General features: G+C 53.2%; 11 protein-coding genes. 5 read left to right on the forward strand and 6 right to left on the reverse strand.

Translation table 11 applies throughout. From position 1 onward, the window contains the following. Positions 1-6: 6 nt before the first annotated feature. The gene (locus tag SH467x_RS21970) at positions 7-1,296 is read left to right on the forward strand and encodes an NAD(P)/FAD-dependent oxidoreductase (RefSeq protein ID WP_482369233.1); all 1,290 of its coding nucleotides are present in this window, start codon (positions 7-9) and stop codon (positions 1,294-1,296) included. 9 nt (positions 1,297-1,305) lie between these two features. Beyond that, entirely contained in the window at positions 1,306-3,864 is a 2,559-nt protein-coding gene (gene hrpB, locus SH467x_RS21975; RefSeq protein WP_482369234.1) for an ATP-dependent helicase HrpB, read from the forward strand. Positions 3,865-3,909: 45 nt separating this feature from the next. Here the strand turns inward: hrpB and SH467x_RS21980 are convergent, their stop codons facing one another. The 4 genes from SH467x_RS21980 to SH467x_RS21995 form a co-directional block, all read right to left on the reverse strand. Then, positions 3,910-5,589, reverse strand: a complete 1,680-nt coding sequence (locus SH467x_RS21980; protein ID WP_482369235.1) for a TolC family protein — start codon at positions 5,587-5,589, stop codon at positions 3,910-3,912. Next, on the reverse strand, positions 5,549-9,001 hold the full coding sequence (locus SH467x_RS21985) for an efflux RND transporter permease subunit (RefSeq protein WP_482369236.1): 3,453 nt from the start codon (positions 8,999-9,001) through the stop codon (positions 5,549-5,551). The genes SH467x_RS21980 and SH467x_RS21985 overlap by 41 nt, the downstream gene beginning before the upstream one ends. A 12-nt stretch (positions 9,002-9,013) precedes the next feature. Continuing rightward, positions 9,014-10,333, reverse strand: coding sequence for an efflux RND transporter periplasmic adaptor subunit (locus tag SH467x_RS21990; protein ID WP_482369237.1), 1,320 nt, complete (start codon positions 10,331-10,333; stop codon positions 9,014-9,016). Positions 10,334-10,687: 354 nt separating this feature from the next. Continuing rightward, positions 10,688-12,037 carry a two-component system sensor histidine kinase NtrB gene (locus SH467x_RS21995; protein WP_482369238.1) on the reverse strand — a complete coding sequence of 450 codons (1,350 nt, stop codon included), beginning with the start codon at positions 12,035-12,037 and terminating at the stop codon, positions 10,688-10,690. A gap of 390 nt (positions 12,038-12,427) precedes the next feature. Between SH467x_RS21995 and SH467x_RS22000 the strand changes: the two genes are divergently transcribed. Then, a complete protein-coding gene (locus SH467x_RS22000) occupies positions 12,428-12,637 on the forward strand; it encodes a hypothetical protein (protein WP_482369239.1) in 210 nt (69 codons plus the stop codon). Positions 12,638-12,689: 52 nt separating this feature from the next. Here the strand turns inward: SH467x_RS22000 and SH467x_RS22005 are convergent, their stop codons facing one another. Both SH467x_RS22005 and SH467x_RS22010 read right to left on the reverse strand, forming a co-directional pair. Further along, complete coding sequence (locus SH467x_RS22005; RefSeq protein WP_482369240.1) at positions 12,690-14,093, reverse strand: sigma-54-dependent transcriptional regulator; 1,404 nt, start codon at positions 14,091-14,093, stop codon at positions 12,690-12,692. A gap of 261 nt (positions 14,094-14,354) precedes the next feature. Further along, on the reverse strand, positions 14,355-15,398 hold the full coding sequence (locus SH467x_RS22010; RefSeq protein ID WP_482369241.1) for a phosphatase PAP2 family protein: 1,044 nt from the start codon (positions 15,396-15,398) through the stop codon (positions 14,355-14,357). A gap of 288 nt (positions 15,399-15,686) precedes the next feature. Between SH467x_RS22010 and SH467x_RS22015 the strand changes: the two genes are divergently transcribed. Together SH467x_RS22015 and SH467x_RS22020 are read left to right on the forward strand one after the other, a co-directional pair. Beyond that, positions 15,687-16,421 carry a methyltransferase family protein gene (locus SH467x_RS22015; RefSeq protein ID WP_482369242.1) on the forward strand — a complete coding sequence of 245 codons (735 nt, stop codon included), beginning with the start codon at positions 15,687-15,689 and terminating at the stop codon, positions 16,419-16,421. Between the two features lie 752 nt (positions 16,422-17,173). Beyond that, positions 17,174-18,226, forward strand: coding sequence for an RHS repeat domain-containing protein (locus SH467x_RS22020; protein WP_482369243.1), 1,053 nt, complete (start codon positions 17,174-17,176; stop codon positions 18,224-18,226). Positions 18,227-18,830: the final 604 nt, after the last annotated feature.

Consider the following 18,830-nt stretch of genomic DNA (forward strand, 5'->3'; position numbering starts at 1 on the left):
CGCCCCATGAATCCGAAGGAATCGAGTGTGGACTCAACACACGCTAGGCATGCAATCGTCGTCGGCGCTGGGATATCCGGTTTGACCGCGGCAAGGAAGTTGCATCGGGCAGGTTGGCGCGTGAGCGTTCTCGAAGCTCGCGATCGAATTGGCGGCCGTATCCAAACCGATGCCGTAGACGGATTTCTAATAGACCACGGCTTCCAAGTCTACTTGACCGCTTACGAGACAGCAGGACAGGAACTTGACCTGTCGAGTTTAGGACTGCGATGCTTACCAGCAGGTGCTTGGATTCAGCTTCGCGGCAAGCGATATCGTGTCGGCGATCCCCTCCGATGTTCGATGGGATCCATCCTGCGGGATTGCATCTCTACGGCATTAGCGCCGATCGGAGGTCTTCGCGACAAACTGCAAATGCTTCGATACCGTAGCTTGATGCAAAGCCAGTCGAATCTCGATCTCAGCCACGATGCTCGAGTACCTGCCAGGGACCGATTGCGTCAATTGGGATTCACCGACCGTATTATCGATCGCTTCTTCAAACCGTTCTTCGGAGGGATTTTTTTGGAGTCTGATTTAGCCGTTTCGTCCGACAGGATGGACTTTGTTTTCAAAACATTTTCACTGGGATTTGCAGCGTTACCGCAACATGGCATGCAAGCCATCCCCGATTCCATCGCGAGAGACCTGCCCGCCGAGTCGATACGCACCAGCACCACCGTGCAGCATGTTGAAAGGGGACGCGTGAACCTTTCGGACGGTAGCACGTTAGAGGGGGATGTTGTTTTGATTGCTACCGAGCAACCCGCGGCCGATCGACTGCTTGGCCAACAACCTACTTCCCACTTCCCTCCCCGTTCGACTTGCACGCTGTACTACGCGGTCGAGAATCCTCCTCTGCACGATTCCACGTTGATGTTGAACGGCGATGGCATTGGTCCGGTCAATCATTTGTCCTTTGTTAGCTTCGCGCAACCATCCTATGCACCGAAAGGTCTCTCGCTGGCGAGTGTGAACACGATCGGCGGAGCGGAAGATTTGGATCGGCCTCTGGAAACATCGGTGCGTGAGCAACTCACCGATTGGTTTGGTCCCTCAGTTGCGGCATGGCGGCATCTGAGGACCTATCGTATTCCATACGCATTGCCGAATCAGACCCGCGAGGCGATTGCAGAGACCCCCGACCCATTCATTTCCGATGGGATTTTCCGATGCGGGGATTACTGCATAAGCGGTAGTATCGAAGGTGCAGTCCAAAGTGGTTTGCAAGCTGCAAACAAAATACTTGCCCTCTAAAGACTTGCTATGCAACCTCTGCCAATCGACTCCCATCTACACGAAATCCTCGACGCGGTACGGACGCATCGGATCGTTGTTGTCGAAGCACCACCGGGCTCCGGAAAGACGACGCGTGTCGCACCCGCACTGCTCGAAAGGTATTCTCAGTCTGGATCCAAGGATCGAATCTATTTATTGCAACCGCGTCGATTGGCGGCCCGTTCGGTTGCCGAACGTATTGCGCAGGAGAACGCTTCGGCGATTGGTGCTCGAATTGGGTATCAAGTCCGATTTGATCACCAAATCAGTCGCGATACGCAATTGATTGTTGCGACCGAGGGAATTCTCTTAAGGCGTCTTCAATCCGATCCCGCCCTAGAGGATGTCTCTGTTGTTCTGCTCGACGAATTTCACGAACGGTCGCTCGACGCCGATCTGCTCCTCGGAATGCTTCGACGGGTGCAAGAAACCGTGCGGGATGATCTGCGGATTGTGATCATGTCAGCAACGCTAGATATCGATCTCATTCGCGATTCACTCGGGGAGATTCCAATCATTCGAGTGGAGAGCAGAACCTTTCCGGTTCGGAATCTTTACAAGCCGATGAACCCGAGAGACCGGTTGGTCGAGCATCTAGTGAGAGTTGTCAGCGATTCGGTCCAGCAATACGAGGGGGATATCCTAGCATTTCTACCGGGAGCTGGAGAAATACATCGCGCTGCCGAGGAGCTGAACAGAACGTTCGTTGCTCGCGATTGTGATGTCCTGCCCCTCTACGGTGCGATGACGCTGGAGGAGCAGTCTCGCGTCGTCCAAACGGGCCCTCGCCGCAAAGTCGTGCTGGCAACCAACATCGCCGAAACATCTCTTACCATTGAGGGGGTTCGCGTGGTGGTAGACAGCGGTCAAGCACGGGTGATGCGTTTCTCTCCCGATGTAGGATTGGACCGACTCTGTTTGGAGGGCATCAGTCAAGCGTCTGCGACACAGCGAGCGGGTCGAGCGGGACGCGTCGCGCCAGGGGTCTGTATCCGCCTTTGGTCCGAAGCTGCGGACCGCGCCAGAGCTGGGCACTTGGAACCAGAAATTCGACGGTTGGATCTTTGTTCGGCAGCCTTGCAGTTGGTTGCGTGGGGGGAAGGAGAGTCAGAAGATTTTCCATGGCTCGAAAAGCCACGCGAGGACGCTTGGCAGGCGGCCAACAAACTATTGGAGCATCTCGGAGCTATCTCGCGCGGCAAAATAACTTCGATTGGCATTCATATGTCCCAGTTGCCGATCCATCCACGTTTGGCACGGATGGTCCTCGAGGCGGCCGATCGCGGTTGTTTGTCACGCAGCGCGTTGCTCGCTGCGATGCTTGCAGAACGGGATCCGTTCGATCGCCGCGAACAACGGGAACGATCTCCTTCGATTCACACGAAACAGACCTCGAAATGGTTCAGCGATTGTCTCGAGCGTTTACGGGTTCTGGAACGCGCTCTCAACCGTCAACATTACGAGTCACCTTTTGGCGAATTGAACTTTGGCGCCTTGAGAACAATCGCCAGCGCAGCGGAACAGATCGAGTCGCAAACAAAGTCTCTCGTCGGCAGCGATCCGTCGCACGATTCCGACCATGGCTATTCCGATCAAGACGATGCACCCGAGGAAATCCTCCGATCGTTGTTAGCTGGTTTTCCCGATCGCCTAGCGCGACGTAGACAGTCCGGGAAGAACAATGGTTTGATGGTCGGAGGAAAGGGCGTGACGTTGCATCCGCAAAGCGGGGTTTTGGAGCCAGAGTTCTTTTTGTGCATCGATCTGGATGGTGGGAAGGGAAGCGATGCCATCGTTCGACAGGCCAGCGGCGTGGAAGTTGACTGGATTCTCGACAAACTGGTGACGTCCGAAGAGTGTTTCTTTCACCCAAGCCAAAAGCAGGTCGTCGCGAGAAGGCAGACACGTTGGTTGGATTTGGTTCTGCAGGAAACACCGACCGCGATTTCGGACAACGCGAAGGCCAAAGCGATCTTAATGCAAGGAGTACGGCAGTACTGGGACCAAGCCTATCCGAAGGACGATGAAAGTCTTTGCGGGTTCATTGAACGTGTGCGATGCCTTCGGGATTGGATCCCCGAGTTGGAGCTGCCGGAAATCGGATTGCCTCTTTTAGAAGAGGTGGCGGAAGAGCTTTGCGACGGCAGAAGATCGCTCGCGGAGATCCGAAATGCACCTTGGCTCGATTGGCTTCGGGCACGGTTTACGCCCGACCAATTGCAAGCGGTCGACCGAGAGGCACCGGCACGAATCCAAGTTCCCAGTGGGAGCCAGATCAAGATCGAATACGAACAAGGCAAGCCACCTGTGTTACCAGTGAAGATTCAAGAGGTTTTTTCCTGGCGAGCAACACCGCGCATTGCCAAGGGAAGAGTACCGCTATTGCTGCATCTACTCTCCCCCGCCATGCGTCCCCAACAGATCACCGATGACCTCGCCTCGTTTTGGGCAAACGGTTACCCCGAAGTGAAGAAGGAGCTTAAGCGTCGCTACCCAAAACATTCGTGGCCCGATGATCCGGCCAACGCGGAGCCTGGTAGGAAATAGACACAGGCTCGTTCCGGATTGAATCGATAGTTATTGGTACAGTAACTATCGATTTGCGGGGATGTCGAATGTTGCGGATGGGGCTTCCTGGACCATCGCGATGGGAGCGGGTTCGGATCGACCGAAGGCTTGTTTGCTAGGTGCGGAGTGGATTTGGATCGGAACGGTTTCGGTCGTTTGGGTTGAGTCGGAATCGATGATAGGTTCTTCTAGCGATTCCAACTCTTCGACCACGAAGTCGCCTGGACGGCCACCACCCCCGAGCGCTTGATAGGCTTTGATAACCGCACCGAGCTGCTTCTGTTTTGTACCGATTAGAACCAATCGGGTTTCCATCATATCGCGCTGGGCTAATAGGACTTCGATGTATTCTCCGCGTGCATTTTGGAAAAGTTTGGTCGCGTTGTCGACCGACGATTCCAACGATTGCAATTGCTGAGTCTTGACCTCGAGGCTGCGTGTGTAGTTTTCGACCAAGGACAATTGGTTGATGACCTCGATATGGGCGTTGAGCACCGTTTGTTGGTACTCGTAAACCGCTTGCAACTGGCGAGCGTTGGCATTGAGATACTCCGCTTTGATCGCCGATCGGTTGATCAAAGGAGCGACAAGACTGCCGGCCGCGTTGTAAATCAACGATTCCGGGCTTGAGAATAGATATTTCGTATTGAAGGCTTCATAGCCTACACCTGCCGTCAGGATGAGCGACGGAAAGAATTGAGCGCGGGCAACGCGAACATCGAGGCCCGAAGCGGCGACTTCTCTTTCGGCTTGCCGAATATCGGATCGGTTGAGAAGTTGTTGGGAGGGGAATCCAACTCCGATCGCGGGAAGGTAGAGCGAGAGGAATTCAACGCTGGGGCGTTCGACCTTCTGAGGGAAGCGACCAGCCAAGAAGTTGATTCGGTTCTCTGTTTCGGTGATCTCCTGCTGAATGATCAGCTTCTCACTTTGGTTCTTTTGCACTTCAGCCTGGAATCGTTGAACGGCGAGTTCTGTTCCTCGGGCCGCTTCCTTGAGGGCTTTGGCGGTATCTAGACTTTGCTGCTGGATGGCGATTGTTCGGTCGAGGGTATCCAGTCGATTATCGAGCGCGAGCAGCTCGTAGTAGTTTTCCGCGACTTCTGCCACGACACGCGTAACAACGTAGTTTCGCCCAGCCTGCGTACCAAGGAACCGCAATGCCTGTGCGTCCCGGGCATTGCGGAGCCTGCGCCAGATATCGATCTCCCAAGAGACGTCGGCTGCGATCAAGAAATTAGGCAATGGCTCTGGAAAGCCCTTGCCTGGGGCCGCTTGGAGTTGGTCTTCGACGGCACCATCTCGAGTGAAACGGCTCGACTTCTCGATTCCTGCCGAAGTACCGATCGAAGCAAAGGGGAAGAGCAGCCCCCGCCTGGCTCGGTACTCGTTGTTGGCGATGCGGATGTCCTGAGCGAGAATCTTTAGCTCTTGGTTGCCAGCGAGCGATTCCGAGATGAGTTGATGGAGAGTGGGGTCATTGAAGAACTCTCGCCAGCCCAGGCATGCCGAGTTCTCATCACTCACCAACCCTTGAGCCGGATCGTTGTTGCGATCGAACGCCTGTGGCAAGGGACGCATGGATTCGGGGCGGCAGATATCGGGAATCTTGCACCCGGGAATCAAAGTCGTTCCCGCCACCAAAGCAGCGAAGGCGTTTCGCTTAATTCGTCCGTTCCAAGATTTCGAATAACGGCTCATCATGTTCATCCTTGATTAACTTCCGCCCCTCCGCCATCTTAGCGAAGAGGTAATAAAGTCCCGGAATCACAAGGACTCCGATGACCGTACCTAATAGCATCCCCCCCACCGCGGTCGTACCGATGGTTCGGTTTCCAATCGCCCCTGGGCCGGTCGCCCGCACCAGAGGTACCAGCCCCGCGATGAATGCGAACGACGTCATCAAGATCGGTCGAAAGCGCAGCTTTCCCCCTTCGATGGCGGCGTCCTTGATAGGAACTCCTTCACGGTTTCGCTGGATCGCAAACTCGATAATCAGAATCGCGTTTTTACCCAGCAAACCAACCAACATCACCAATCCGATTTGGCAATAGACATCATTTGCCAAGCCCATTGCTTGCAAAAACAAGAACGAGCCAAAAATCCCAACGGGCAACGAAACAATAACCGCCAACGGAAGGATAAAGCTTTCGTATTGCCCCACCAAAACCATATAAACGAACACGACAACGATGATAAAAATATACACCGCGGTGTTCCCGCTCTTGGCTTCATCGTAGGACAAGCCTTGCCAATCGATTCCGTAGCCGCGAGGAAGGGTTTCCGCTGCGACTTCTCGAATCGCAGCAATCGCTTGCCCGCTGCTGTAGCCGGCCGCCGGCGAACCTTGAATCGGCGCGGACGGATAAAGGTTGTATCGACTGATTTCATTGAGGCCTTGCTTCTTTTTCAGTCGCATAAAGGCAGAGTAGGGAACCATTTCCCCTTGGTCATTCTTGACAAACATGTTCGCAAAGTCCTCGGGGTAGCGTCGAAACTCCGGCGCTGCTTGGACATAAACCTTGTAGAACTGGCCAAAGCGAACGAAGCCTTGCTCCCATGTGCTGCCGATGACGATCGAGAGGTTATTCATCGCCTCCCCGATCGATACTCCTTTTTGCATCGCGATGTCATTGTCGATGATGATTTCATACTGCGGGTAGTTTCCAGCGAAGAAGGTAAAGAGCCCTTTCAGTTCTTTCCTTTTCCCGAGCGCCGCCATGAATTTGTCGGTGACCACCCCGAGCGCTTCATAGTCTCCCGAATTAGTCTTATCGAGCAGATTCAAGGCAAAGCCTCCGGCGGCACCAAAACCTGGCACTGCAGGGGGTTCGAAGAATTCTAGTTTGATATTCGAGATCTCTCGTCCCTTTTCCTCCAACGCTTCGATGATCTGTTTTGACGTTCGCTTTCGTTCCGCCCAAGGCTTCAGGTTGATAATGCACGTGCCCGCGTTAGAACCACGCCCCTCCGTCAGGACTTCGTAGCCCGCGAGAGAGGAAACCGACGAGATTTCATCCAGTTCCTCGCAGATCGCTTGCAGTTCGCGAGCTTTGGAATTGGTGTATTCCAAAGTGGAACCCGGGGGCGTTTGGATCACGCCATAAATGATTCCTTGATCCTCCAGCGGGATGAATCCGGATGGGAGAACATGATTCACCATGTAAATTCCGATAGAAAACGCTGTGATCACCATCATGGTCAAGGTCCGGAATGTGACGATTCGTCGGAGCATCGCTGCGTACACATTCGTGATGCCTTCGATGATCTGATTGATTCCCGCAATGAAGATAGCCATTGGACCGAGGGCTACCTTTTCCGCAGGGCGGCCGCGTGACATAAGGGATCGAATCGTCAACATCATCCAGATCGTGGTAGCGATCCCGATCAGCATGATTCGTACAGGGGTGAGCATAAACATGTCATGCGTTGCGTGAATAATCGACTCCAGACTGAGAAAACGGACCATGCCGTAACCACAGGCTGCACTGAGCGCTAGGATCCAAATCCAGCGAGCGACGAATCCGACGGGACCTCCCATTCCGCCTAGGAGCTTGTCCATCAAGACAAAGAAGCGAGGAATCAGCCCCTTGGGAGCTTCCCCATGCTCGTGCGGTTTGAGAATCATCGCGCACAACACGGGTGTCAGCGTAAGAGCCACAATCCCTGACAACACGATCGACATCGCCATCGTTAAACCGAACTGTCGATAAAACACCCCAACCGGGCCCGTCATGAAGGTAACCGGAATAAATACGGCTGTCATCACCAACGTGATAGCGATGATCGCACCACTGATTTCGTGGACGACCTCTTTTGTTGCAGCGTAGGGAGAAAGGTGCTTTTCATGCATCTTCGCATGAACTGCCTCGACTACCACAATGGCATCATCCACGACCACTCCGATAGCGAGCACCAATGCGAAGAGCGTGATGAGATTGATCGACATGCCGAACATCAATAGGAAGAAGAAGGTACCGATCAATGACACGGGAACGGCAAGAGTTGGAATCAGCGTGCTTCGGAAATCTCCCAAGAAAAGAAAGACAACCAGGGAAACGAGGATGAATGCTTCGACCAAGGTATGAAGAACCTTTTCGATCGATGCCTCCAGAAACTTGGAAACGTCGTAGCTGACTTCAAAGTCCATACCAGGGGGGAACGAGTCCTTTTTGATCTGCTCAAGTCGCTCCTTCACGTTCTCGATCACGACCGTTGCGTTGGAGCCTGGAGTCTGTTTCAGAACGATCGCTGCAGAAGGGTTCCCGTCGATATCCGAATACAAATCGTAGAAGGAAGACCCCAGTGAGACGGACGCAACATCCTTGATCCGAATGATTTCTCCATTCGGGTTGGCGCGGAGAATAATGTTCTCGTACTGCTCCGGTTTGTTGTACCGACCAACCCAGGTGAGAACGTATTCTACCGTTTGCGATGTTCGACCCGTCGCCTGTCCAAGACGACCAGGAGAACCGATCATGCTCTGCTCAGAGATGGCCTCCATGACATCATCCGATGACAGATTGTAAGCTCGCATACGGTCAAGGTTCAGTTCCACGCGCATGGCGTAGGCGCGGTTCCCCAAGATGCTCGCGCGCCCGACACCTTGAATCCGTTTGATCTCAGGCAGAATATTGACGGTGGCGTAGTTGTAGAGAAAGTTTTGATCAACACCCGGCTCCGTGCTGTAAACGTTGACGTACATGAGCATGCTCGACATGTTTTGCATGACGATGATGCCTTCGCGGTCGACGATGGGTGGCAGATTGTTGCGAACGGCTTGAATGCGGTTGTTCACGTTCAAAACTGCGACGTTTGGATCGGTTCCCGGTTCAAAGATGACCTGAATCGTCCCCTCCCCTGCACTCGTTGCGTCACCGATCATATAACGCATGTCTTGGACACCGTTGATGGCTTGTTCCAGAATCACCATCACCGAATCGACGAGCACGTTGGCGCTGGCGCCGGGATAGGAAACGGAAACGACCACGCTAGGGGGTGCGACCGACGGGAATTGGGAAATCGGTAGCGACTGGATGGACAATCCACCCATGAACAAGATGAGCAGAGAAATAACAATAGCCAACGCAGGGCGGTGGAGAAATCGTACAAACATGTTCGTGCTCTCCTATTCCGCTTTGTTCTTGAGGTTTCGGAGCACGTCATTGGGGTCGCGGAGTTCGTATTCCACTTTGTCCCCAACTTTCACATCTCGGATCCCTTCGAGAACAATCTTCGCCCCGCTATCAATCCCACTCTCGATGACGAAGATGTCTTCCAGTTCGGTTTTGATGGTGATTTGCTTCTGCTGCACCACATCGTTTTCGTCAATCACATAGACATAGCGATTGGCCAGGATTTCAAACGTCGCTCGCTGAGGAATGACAATGGCATTGTGCAATTGGCGATGGATGAGCACATTGCCCGTTTGACCGTGACGCAGAAGACCTTCCGGATTGGGGAAGTCGGCGCGAAAGGCGATGTTCCCCGTCTCGCTATTGAAGTCCGCTTCGATGGCACCTATTTGACCGGGCTGATTGAATTTGGTGTGATTGGCGAGCACCAACTCCACAGACATATCGGGATCGTGCTGAACGACTCGCGCGCGATATTCCAAGTAGCGAGCTTCAGGGACATTGAAGTAAACCCACATCGTGCTGTTGTCTGAAAGGGTGGTAAGAACATCCCCTTCGGAGACCAAGCTCCCTTGTTGGTTTCGAAGTCGATCGACGATTCCAGGGAACGAGGCACGGATCATCGTGAAATTCAATTCGGCTTGAGCAAGCTTCACTTGGGCCTGCGCTTTCGCAAGCTTGGCTTCCGCCAAGGCAACTTCCTGAGCCGAGACAACCTTTTGATCGAACAATCGCTTGGCATTGTCGTATTCGATTTGTACCAGCTTGGCTTCCGCGATGTCCGTCTCTAGCTTCGCTTGGTACACAGGAGGAAGGATCCTAAAGAGGACATCCCCCTGCTGAACTTGCTGTCCTTCGCGAATGAAAATCTCCTCGAGATAGCCACGTTCCAAGGCTCGTACTTCGATATGTCGGCATGAATGGATCTGGCAGACATAAGACTGTGTGCTGACAACATCGCGAGACACCGAAGCGGTAGCTACGATCTTATGAGTGTGATGACCATGCTCGGAGTTCCCGTGTTCGCTGGCCCCGTGTTCGCTGGCCCCGTGCGATGAAGACTTGTGTTCCGCCGACCCCAGAGCTCCTGCCGTGTGGACTTTCGCTCGTTGATCCTCGTCGTCGTCGTCGTCGTCGTCGTCGTCGTCATCGTCATCGTCATCGTCATCGTCATCGTCATCGTCATCGCGATGATCACCTTGTTTGTCGCGGCGGCTCGGATCGCCAGCAAGTTGGTTTTTGACCGCGTCGCAGCCTGGAAGTGCAATGAAAACGAGGAACAGAAGCAAGAGGCTTTTCAAAGATCGTCGCATGGTAACGGAGCGATTGGTTTTCTAGGTGCAGCGGGACCAGCGAGTCATTGGAATACTGGAAACACCCCGTCTGCAGGTGATGCAAACTCAAGTAAGCAACCTTCGGACCAATAGCAGTCTCTCAGGGATCTCAGCTCGATCGCGGTCGGGTCGCCTCATGGAGCCATCGCGGCGGATTGCTGTTATTCCCTGCGAATCTTGCCATTTCGGGATGCACTTCGTTTCGGTCTCCCAAGCGTGTCAGTCGATGAATTCATCTTCTTTTTTGACGAATTCCAAGGACCTCGAAAAATACTCTCAAGGTTCGTGCAAAGAGTTGCACGTCTCATGCAAACAATGGCAGAGAAAGCGACCTCAGTGATCTTGCTCGACAGGAAGCTGGATGGTGAAGGTCGTGCCGTTGGCATCGGTCTGAAATTCGATGCGACCATCGTGCTGACGGACAATCTTTTCGCAGATGGCGAGGCCCATCCCGATACCATCTTTGCGCGTGGTGAAATAAGGATTGAAGATCTGATTGCGGATCTCCACTGGTATTCCGTTGCCCGTGTCGCTGACTTGGATTTCCAACATTTCCGAGTCGCAGGCCAGATGGAAACGGAGGGTTCCTCCGTTGGGCATGGCAGCCACAGCGTTCAGTGCCAAATTCAGCAAAACTTGTTCCAACTTTGCACCATCCGCGATGATCTGCGTCGTGGTACTCTCTTCGCACTGGAATTCGATCGAAACCTTTTTGTTCTCCGCATCGGGCCGAAGAAGCCGGATCAGTTTTTCGATCAGATTGGCTACATCGACGGGGGCGTGACGAATTTCGTCGATGGATGCGTAGTTTCGAAAACCATCGAGGACCTCGCTGATTCGCTTCACTTCGGTGTTGAGGATGTCCAAGGTTTCATTGATATCCGCGGTTCGAAATTCTTGTGGCAGCGATTCGCACAAAAGCTGGATATGAAGTGAAAGAGCATTGAGAGGATTCTTGATTTCGTGTTGAAGTCCAGCTGCGAGAGAACCGAGACCGACGTACCGCTCCATACGCCTCAATCGCTCCTCCATAAAGGCCTTTTCCGTGACATCGCGCACGTGAATCACCATTCCAACCTCTTCCTTTTGGCGGTTGCGAAGAATCGTGCAGCCAGCTCGGTATGTTTTTCGATGGCCATGGCGAAGGATTTGGTAGTCGCGATCTCGAATCGGTTGGTGATGCTCCAGTAGCTCGCGGCAGATAGATGTCAGCAAGGCGTGTTCCGAACCGAGTTCTTCGATCGTCTGAAAGAGCCCCGTGTAGCTGCTTCCAAGCAATTCCGCACCTCGAATATTCAAGCTCGTTATTCGCCCCTCCATGTCCGTGGTGATGACACCGGCATCCATGCTGGCCAATATATCGGTGGACAAGACCTTTACATCTTGGAGATTCCGTTCGCTGCTGAAATAGCCGCGGAGTACTAGAGAAAAAGCGATTCCTGCCGCGATGACATTGAGGACCAAGAGAAAGGAAAGGCTTCGTTGCAATCCGAGTTCGCTCGATAACTCCCCGGCTACCTCTAGGTCGCTTCCTTGAAGATGGCTCACGAGTTGTGCCACGATGGCTTGCTCATGGCGAACATTGAGCAGCACCCAAGCGGTGACAATCAGCGCGAACAAGCTTAAAAGCCCGAGCACAAAAGCAAAGGCTTTGACGCTCCGGCTGCTGTTGGTCTCAAACATATTCAGTCCAAGGGCTCGTCGAGGACGAGGCGAGAATGGGTGAGAAACAGATCCTAACAGGCGATCTCGAGGGCTGTCGAATCATACCGGGAAGGACGGCAAACTGGGGACAACGACAAAAAATCCGAGGGAAGAGGTAGGACATCGATTGCAGATCCTGCAGCCTTTCGTTGCAGACAGAGGACCGTGAATACTGCCAATTGCTACCAACGACGCTTACCGAGCCCCCTCCCGAGAGCAAAGTCCCACGAATCTGTTGGGTTCCTACCCTAAGTCTCGTTTCTTTTCCCTGTGGCACGCAACCTGCTTCTCAGTACGATTCCCACGGAGCTCTGGAGCAGGAGTCGACGGGATAAACGAGACTATTGTCCGATGAACAGGGAGAGCAAAATGTTTAAGTTTCGCGCTTCGATACTTCTTTCCTTCCTTACCGCAATGCTCGGTTCGGAATGGACGCAGCCAAACGTTTCCATGCGAAGTCAAAGCACTCGGCAGGATACTGCGGCAAGTCAGCTGCAGTTCAGTGAAGAAGAATGTGAGAATTTGCGAATCAAGCTCGACGCACAACGTCAGATGGGACACGAGCTTCAAGAAAGCTAGCCGGCAACCAAGTTTTTGTTGCCGACTGCAGCCATGAAGACGGCAGCCATGCCTAGTGCATACCGTGCCGGCTCATTTTGTAATGCAACGTGCGAACGCTGATACCTAACAGTTTCGCTGTATGCTCGCGGTGCATGTGGCAAGCTTCCAACGCGGCTTGGATGGTGACCTTTTCGCATTCATCCAATGCCTCGGCGAGCGAAGTCGGTTGTGTGGGATTGGGACGAGAAGCTCTGCGCAGATCGGTGGGCAGATCCGGTACATCGATCATATTGCTAGCGCCGACGATGACCATCCGTTCGATCACGTTGCGCAGTTGGCGCACGTTTCCTGGCCAAGGAGATGAGGTGAGAATCTGCATGGCATCGGTAGAAATCGATTTGAGATCCTTTCGGTGACGGCTGCAGAAATGCTCTAGAAAGTGCTGAACGAGTAGCGGGATATCCTCGCGTCGACGTCGCAGCGGAGGGACTTCGATCGGAATAATGTTCAATCGATAGAAGAGATCCTCGCGAAATGTGCCTTCGTCGATGAGGTCTTGTACGGAGCGATTTGTCGCCGAGATGATGCGCGCGTCGGACTGCAATCGGCTCTCACCGCCAATGCGATTGAATTCCCCCGTTTCCAGCACTCGCAACAAATCAACCTGGCTCTTAGGTGACATTTCGGTGACTTCATCGAGAAACAAAGTCCCCCCAGTAGCTTGCTCGAAACAACCTGGCTTTTGACGAATCGCACCGCTGAAAGCCCCTTTTTCGTGGCCGAACAACTCGCTCTCCAAAAGTGTCTCCGGCAGGGCACCGAGATTGACGGCAATGAAGGGACCGTTGCTTCGGTCGCTCAGATCATGGAGGGCGCGCGCGATAAGCTCTTTGCCAGTTCCACTTTCACCGTGGATCATGACCGTCGCTTCGGTTGCCGCGACTTGACGGATCTGTCGAAACACCTCCTCCATCGCCGCCCCCCCCGCCACGATGCGAGAGATTTCACCTGACTCGGCTAATTGGTGGCGTAGCAATGCGTTCTCGGTGAGGAGATCAAAATGCAATCGCGCCTTGCGAACTTGCTGACGAACCAAATTCAAATCAACTGGCTTCAAAATGAAATCGAAAGCCCCCGACCGCATCGCCTCCACCGCCGTTTCCACTGTTCCATGCGCGGTGATAACAATGACCGCGGTCTGCGGTCGCAAATGAATAATTCTTCGTAGCAGCTCGAGCCCCGTCATTTCACAATTCAGGCGGACGTCAACAATCACCAAGGCATGTTCGTGCGTTTGGAATTTCTCCAACGCTTCGATCGCACTGCCAGCGGTGTCGACCAAGTCGGCTTCGGTTGCTAGCCCTTTCGCGAACCCAGAACGAATGTTCGGTTCATCATCCACAATCAATACGCCGAATCGTCCCTCTCGTTCCATCGTCATCCCAACCTCTTCCAGGCTTGTTGCGCTCTGCATTTCCACTCCCGCCGATATTCGCGAGGTTCATCGACAAAAATGACTGCTACCGCACAACGCGTACCATTCTCATCTTTCAGGCGCTCACCGCTGCGTCTTTGCACCCATTGCGAAAATACGCTGTAGATTCGTAAGTCCATGTACCGCTCGTGTCTGTTTTATTTTTCAGAAGCCCCCATTCTAACCGGGCGAATCTGCAAGGAATTGCAGCTGCATGCCGAATTCTGCATCACGCACAGAGAGAGACAGAGAGAAGCGGCGTCAGAATTGGATCTCGGCTTGGATTCCGGAGCCTTCTCTGGTGATAAGCGGCGAGAACTTCCATCGAGCATTTGGGTTATCGGTTGCGTCGATGGCACTGGCGGCGAGATAGGCCATCCACCAACCTAGTACGACTTGCGACGGATAGTGTGCGTTGTCGTTCACACGAGAAAGTGGGGCAATCGCCGACCCCGCGTAGAAAAGCGTTTTGTACGCGGGATTGTCGGTCATCTTGGCCGCAGTGATGAAAGGCAGGGATCCCATGAACGAATGACCACTAACCCCGTTATTGTCGTGGAACGGATGCCACTCCGAACTTTCCAAATTTTCGGTTGGCCTTGAACCACCTGTGAGCTGTTGCAACGCGACCAAGGGGGGAGCCCCGACGGCGAAACCGCGCAAGGATCGTTCGCCCCAACGGCCTCCCAAAGTTGCCATCGCATTGTCAGGAAGCACTTCACCGGCAACCCATGCAGTAGCAAATACAGGCAGCGTGTACATCCCGTTTCCAAGCTCTTTGCTCGCATGGAGCGACTCAAACCACTCGTCGGACGTCGCCCCGCGAACACTGCTCTGAAAATGTCGCTGAATTCCTTCGTCGATCGAGGTGTTGGCCATCGCACCACCCACTGCAAATCCGCTCCCCAACAAGGTCAACGATTCAGCAGAATAGAAATTCTTTTGATCGCTCCAAAGCCGGGTCCACAATGAAGCGGAGGAGGCGGCACTAGGGACATCCTCGAGCTCCCGTTGCAACCACTCCTTATCAAAGTCCTCCCTCCACTCCCATGGGTGCACCAGAGATGCCGGCGTTGTTGAGGCAACTCTCTGGATTGGTAACCGCCGGTCCGTATGTGTATGCAAGACTGGCCGTCGGTTGATCAAGACACTCGCTCGTTCGACTCTCGGCTCATTTCGACCGATCGGTTGAAACGGGAGTGGAGCTCGGCATCCTGACAGGCATACGAACCAAATCAAGACGCTTGCACCGTACAAGACGTTTGCACCGTATCGGAGAGGGGATAGACGAGATGAGAGCTTCATGAAGTGCGAATGACCGTACGGCCCGATTCCCCATCGATCCATCCATCAAGAAAGACGGAACGATAGCCTCGAGACGGACCACAATGCAAGGGGAACGGTTTTGAAAATAGACTCTCTCTATCCTTCTGCATTTTCTTGCACACCATGCAGCTTTTTGCTTACCCAACAGTCGTTTATGAATTCTTGCTGGCCCCTCACTCGCATGCGATTGACCAAGTAACATCTTCATCGTTATGTTGCATCGTCGATCTGGAATCCACGGAATGTTTGAAAGGTTGGGAATTCAGGATGAATGAGCTTCTAAAGGAACAAGGCAACTTTCTCTTTCGCTGGCGGAGTTATCTCCCGGTCATCATGATGATCCCGTTGACGATCGCCGTCATGAATATGACTTGGCCGATGGGAAGTCACGCTTACCATGAAGTCGCCGAAGCCGTGTGCATGTTGGTGTCTCTCTCGGGGTTAGCCGTTCGAGTTATCACCATCGGGCATACCCCCAGAGGAACCTCAGGACGCAATACTACCCAACAATCGGCTTGGCAGCTCAACACCACCGGAATCTATTCGGTGGTGAGGCATCCACTCTATCTTGGCAACTTCCTGATTGGCCTAGGGCCCATGATGCTCCCACTTATTTGGTGGTTGCCGATCCTCTACGTCCTTGCGTTCACGGTCTATTACGAACGGATTATGATTGCGGAGGAAGCGTTTTTGAATGAGCAATTCGGGGCACGTTACCGGGACTGGGCGTTGCGAACACCTGCCTTCCTTCCTCGATTCTGGGGTTGGCAGCGTGCTGCGTTACCGTTTTCCGCTCGAAATGTGCTGAAACGCGAATACACGGCATTGGGGCAGATTTGTATCGGTTTCGTGATTGTGGAGATTGCCGAGCATCTCGTGATTGAGCATCGATTCGTAATGGAACCCATTTGGATTGCGATCGCGACTTTGGGGGTATCCCAATACGTCGTGTTGCGTCTCCTCAAGCGACATACAACTTGGCTCGACGTCGCAGGACGATAGAGTCTCCGACGAATAGGAACGTTTTGGCGCTGCAGAACATTCTGGAAAAATGCGTTCGAGAACTCGGGAGCCGCGAAGCGGCTGGAGAGTCGAGTTTAGAAAGTGGAAAGTAGAGATGGGCGAGGAGGATGGATGTATCGAGCTTGTCGCTCGCTTCTCTTTAAGGTCCACCGGAACATTCGCTCCGGTCCCAAAGACTATCTCGTCGGGCGTCTGACCTTGAAAGGCAAAATGGGGAACGAGTTGTTGGCTCCGCCTTTGGAGGAGCGTGTACGCCTGTCGGCTGACTGTTAAACGAATTGTTGACGAGCAGGTGGGAGTGGACCGACTGTGGACCCTCTTCGTTTAACAGTCAGCCGATAGGCGTACACGGATGAATGCGCAAGCAGTTCATGAATCAGCTCTTACGATCGGATCAACGAATCGACTAAGAAAGGTGCCTACGCCTTTCGCTCGATCGCCAAGATCTTTTAGTCCTGGTAGGGACGAAAGAAAACGCGGCGAAATCGATGTGATCTCTGCGGGTTTGCACTGAGGCTTGGTGCACGAGCCTGAATTGGGTTACCAACTGTTTCAGCGTATCGAGCCAGCCATATGACATTGCACCTTCTCCCCCTCATCCCCAGCCCTTCTCCCCCGCAAAGCCGGGGGCGAAGGGGGCCAGAATTATCGAGGATGCAATCCTCGGTTCGCAATCGCTGCAAGCGGCGTTGGGATTGGTTACAATAGCCGCTATGCACCCCCAAAACGCCATGCTTGAAACATCTCCAGATCTCCGCTCCGCGCGCCCCTGCACAGGAGAGCCAAGTACAACCTTCGGTTGCACCGAAGCTTCTACTACTGTTTGGCGGTGCTTCGATGTGCATTCCATCAATGCCAGCGTTGGTCCGTCCCCTGATGAAGCCACCACTGCGACTTGGCGCTACCAAAGCAACCAGCAGTACAGGATCACGGCAGTAACCACTTCTTCAGGCTCCGTAGCGGAGCGTTACGCCTACACGGCGTATGGCCAACCAACCATCCTCGATGCTTCAGGGTCGGTTCTCTCGAGTTCTGCGATTAATAATCGCTACACCTACACAGGGCGAGAATGGGATCAAACGCTAGGGCTCTATCACTTCCGAGCAAGATGGGCGAGCGGGTTGGCGGGTAGGTTCATGGGGAGGGATCCGATTGGGTATGAGGGAAGTGAGTGGGGGCTTTACGAACTCTTAGATTCTAAAACGCTGCGCGATTCCGATCCGAGCGGCCATGACAGATGTATTGCATATACAAACGAGAGTGGATTGAGCGGGGACAATCACGCCAATCTTGTTGTAAATCGGTGTGATGATCAAGGGAATATTATTGGAAGCTACGTTTTTCAATCAGGTGCAGCTTACGACTTTGACAATGCTATAATGAACACCTGCAACAAAGGATGTAGGTGGGCAGGTGTTCTTCTGTTCCTCCCGACAGGTTGGAATCAGATCGAGAGTGATTATTACCCAGCAGGCACGCTACCGTCAAAAAACCAGTGTTCAAAAGTGGTCCGATCTACTTGCGAGCAAGACGCCAATCTCATTGAATCGCTACAGGAAGAGATTCGACGTCGGGACGGAAAGATTCCCTTTAATTTCTTCAATACCTGCGAGCGGTATGTGTGGGAAAGAATATTCGACTTTTCTGATTACTCTGAATGTATGCTAGCGTGTTGCGGCACGAAATCTTGCCTTGCATCGCAGTTGCGAATTTGCGGTCGCGAGTGCGAAAGCCGTAAGAAGATTGTGCATTTAGATCGTGCAAAGCCGAGTCTTACAAAATGAAGCTGATCGACTACCTTACTCTATCGCTTACATTACTTTTGGCGTTTGTTTCTTACGGAATAGCGAGCGAGCTTGTAGACCGATTCCTTATGTCCCTTGATTCGAAGGGAACTCCGCATGTTGTGGACTGCTTCCTTGGAATATTGTTTTTATCTATCGGCATTTACTTGTGGAATCGAAAGAAGCGCCACCTAAAAGGGCTTTTCTGAGTGTCTCTTATCTCATAGATGGGATGTACACCAATAAGAACTAAACCAACTCATTAAACAGATCCGCCGATGCGGGGGCAGGGAATGACCGCAGTTGGTTTTCCCTGCATTTACTCTATCGTTTTTTTGTGGGGAAAATTCCACCGAGTCTATCGCGCAAGGGGCCGCAAGATGGCGGCCAACGAGCCGCTTGCGAGCAAGATGATGCACCGAATGCGTGGAGCTAGCTTTTTGTAACAGCAAGTGAAGATTCGTGCGCAGGCTCCACCTTCGGTGGTGCGTGTACGCCTGCGGCTGACTGTTAAACGAATTGTTGACGAGCAGGTGGGAGTGGACCGACTGTGGACCCTCTTCGTTTAACAGTCAGCCGATAGGCGTACACGGATGAATGCGCA

Source organism: Brakhagea slesvicensis (assembly GCF_052161625.1).
Classification (GTDB): Bacteria; Planctomycetota; Planctomycetia; order Pirellulales; family Pirellulaceae; genus JBKCUI01.